The following is a 2,970-nucleotide window of genomic DNA, read 5'->3' on the forward strand; positions in this document are numbered from 1 at the left end:
GACCATGCGGGCGGCGTCTTGGAGGTTGAGGACGCCGGCGAGGTGGGAGGCGGTGATTTCGCCGAGTGAGTGGCCTGCGTAGTAGTCGGCGGTGATGCCGTGGTGGGCGAGGAGGCGGTGCAGGGCGGTTTGGAAGGCGAAGATGGCGGGTTGGGTGTAGCGGGTGTCGTTGAGTGCGTCGGCGTCGGTGAACATGACGTCTTTGAGCGGGCGTTCGAGGTGGGTGTCCAGGACCGCGCACACTTCGTCGAGCGCTTGGGCGAAGACGGGCTGGGTGCGGTAGAGGTCGGCGCCCATGCCGGCCTGCTGGCTGCCCTGGCCGGTGAACAGGAAGGCTGTCTTGCCCGACGGCACGGTGATGGGTTGGGGCAGGGCGTCGAGCTGGTCCAGGAGCTCTTCACGGGTGGTGCCGGTCACGGTGGCGCGGTAGGGGAAGCGGGTGCGGGTGGCCAGGGTGTAGCCGACGTCGGCGGGTGACAGCTCGGGGTGTGCGCGGACGTGCTCGGCCAGGCGGGTGGCCTGGTCGCGGACCGCCTGCTCGGTCTTGCCCGACAGGATCCACGGGACCGGGCCGCCGGTGGCCGCAGGCTCGATGTCGGCCGTGGGCACCGCTTCGAGGATGAGGTGGGCGTTGGTGCCGCTGATCCCGAACGACGAGACGGCGGCCCGGCGGGGCCGGTCGTCATGGGCGGGCCAGGGCGTCGGCTCGGTGAGCAGGCTGACCGCGCCGGCCTCCCAGTCCACGTGATGGCTGGGCGCGTCCACGTGCAAGGTCTTGGGGAGCAGGCCGTACCGCATGGCCTGGACCATCTTGATCACCCCGGCGACGCCCGCGGCGGCCTGGGTGTGGCCGATGTTGGACTTGACCGACCCGAGCCAGAGCGGGGTCTCCCTGTTCTGGCCGTAGGTGGCCAGCAGGGCTTGGGCCTCGATCGGGTCGCCGAGCATGGTGCCGGTGCCGTGCGCTTCCACGGCGTCCACGTCGCCCGGCGTGAGGCGGGCGACGGCCAGCGCCTGACCGATCAGGCGCTGTTGCGAGGGGCCGTTCGGCGCGGTGAGGCCGTTGCTGGCCCCGTCCTGGTTGATCGCGCTGCCCCGGACCAGCGCCAGCACCGGGTGCCCGTTGGCGCGGGCCGCGGAGAGCCGTTCGAGCAGGACGAGCCCGGCGCCCTCGCCCCAGGCCACCCCGTCGGCCGCGTCCGCGAACGGCTTGCACCGCCCGTCGGGCGCGAGCCCGCGCTGGCGGCTGAACTCCAGGAACATCCCCGGGCTGGCCATCACGGTCGCGCCCCCGGCCAGCGCCAGCTCGCACTCCCCGTTGCGCAGCGCCTGCACCGCCAGGTGCATGGCCACGAGCGAGGCCGAGCAGGCCGTGTCCACGGTGACCGCGGGACCCTCCAGCCCCAGCGTGTACGAGACCCGCCCCGACGCCACGCTCCCCGCGATCCCGGTCAGCAGATAGCCCGCCGACGACTCGGGCCCCACGTCGCAGAGCGTGGCGTACTCCTGCCCGGCGAACCCCGCGAACACCCCGGTACGGCTGCCGCGCAGCGCGACCGGGTCGATGCCGGCCCGCTCGATCGCCTCCCAGGCGGTCTCCAGGAGGAGGCGCTGCTGGGGGTCGATGGCCGTGGCCTCGCGCGGGCTGATGCCGAAGAACGCCGGGTCGAACCGGTCCGCGTCGTACAGGAAACCGCCGCGCCGGGCATACGTCTTGCCGGGGGCGTCCGGGTCGGGGTCGTAGAGGTCGGCCACGGACCAGCCCCGGTTGCCGGGAAACGGGCCGGTGGCGTCCACGCCGTCGGCCAGCAGCCGCCACAGCTCCTCGGGCGTGGTCACGCCGCCGGGATAGCGGCAGGCCATGCCGACGATCGCGATCGGGTCGTCATCGAGGGCCGGCGCGGGGGTCACGACGGCGGGCGGGGCCGCCGGAGCGGTGGCCGCGAATTGGTCGCGCAGATGCCCGGCCAGCGCGTCGGCGGTGGGGTAGTCGAACAGGGTCGTGGCGGGCAGCCGCAGCCCGGTGGCGGCGTTGAGCCGGTTGCGCAGGTCCACCGACATCAGCGAGTCGAACCCCATCTGCTGGAACGACCGCTCGGCGTCGATCGACGCGCCCGAGCCATGCCCGAGCACGGCGGCCGCCTGCTCCTTGATCACATCGAGGAGGAAGCTCTCCCGCGCGCTCGCGTCGAGCGCGTTCATCCGGTCCGCGAGTGAGGATCCGCTGCCCCCGGTACGCCGTGCCGTACGGACCAGGTCGCGCAGCACCGGCGCGATCGTCCCGGCCTCGGCCTGCGCGCGCAGCACGGCGGCGTCCAGCCGGACGGGCGCCAGGCAGGACCGGCCGCCCGCGAGCGCGGTGTCGAGCAGGCCGAGCGCCGTCTCGGGGGAGAAGGGCAGGATGCCGGTACGCGCCACCTGCGCCGGATCGAGCGCCGCTCCCATGCCCGCCTCCCAGAGGCCCCAGGCGAGGGAGATCCCCTGCACCTGGTGGGCGAAGGAGTCGAGGTAGGCGTTGGCGGCGGCGTAGTTGGCCTGCCCCGGGTTGCCGAGGAGACCGGAGATCGAGGAGTAGACCACGAACGCGTCGAGGTCGCCGGTCAGCTCGTGCAGGTGCCAGGCGGTGTCCGCCTTCGCGCGTAGCACGGTGTGCAACTGGTCGGGGGTGAGCGCGTCGATGGTGGCGTCGTGCAGGACGCCCGCCGTGTGGAAGACGGCGGTCAACGGGTGCTCGGCCGGGATCGTCTCCAGGAGGGCGGCCAGGGCGGCGCGGTCGGCGGTGTCGCAGGCGGCGATGGTGACCTGCGCCCCGAGGGACTCCAGGTCGGTGACGCCGGGCGCGTCGGGGCCGCGGCGGCTGGCCAGGAGCAGGTGGCGGATGCCGTGGCGGGTGACGAGGTGGCGGGCCAGGTGGATGCCGAGCGCGCCGGTTCCGCCGGTGATCAGGACGGTGCCGTCGGGGTTCAGGGC

At 73.6% G+C, this 2,970-nt stretch carries 1 protein-coding gene; it reads right to left on the reverse strand.

The window, feature by feature from the left end; genetic code table 11:
• Positions 1 to 2,970 (reverse strand): type I polyketide synthase (locus ETD85_RS61280; RefSeq protein ID WP_138698938.1); only part of this gene is annotated, 2,970 nt, incomplete at both ends.

The organism is Nonomuraea zeae (assembly GCF_005889725.1).
In the GTDB taxonomy this organism is placed as follows: domain Bacteria; phylum Actinomycetota; class Actinomycetes; order Streptosporangiales; family Streptosporangiaceae; genus Nonomuraea; species Nonomuraea zeae.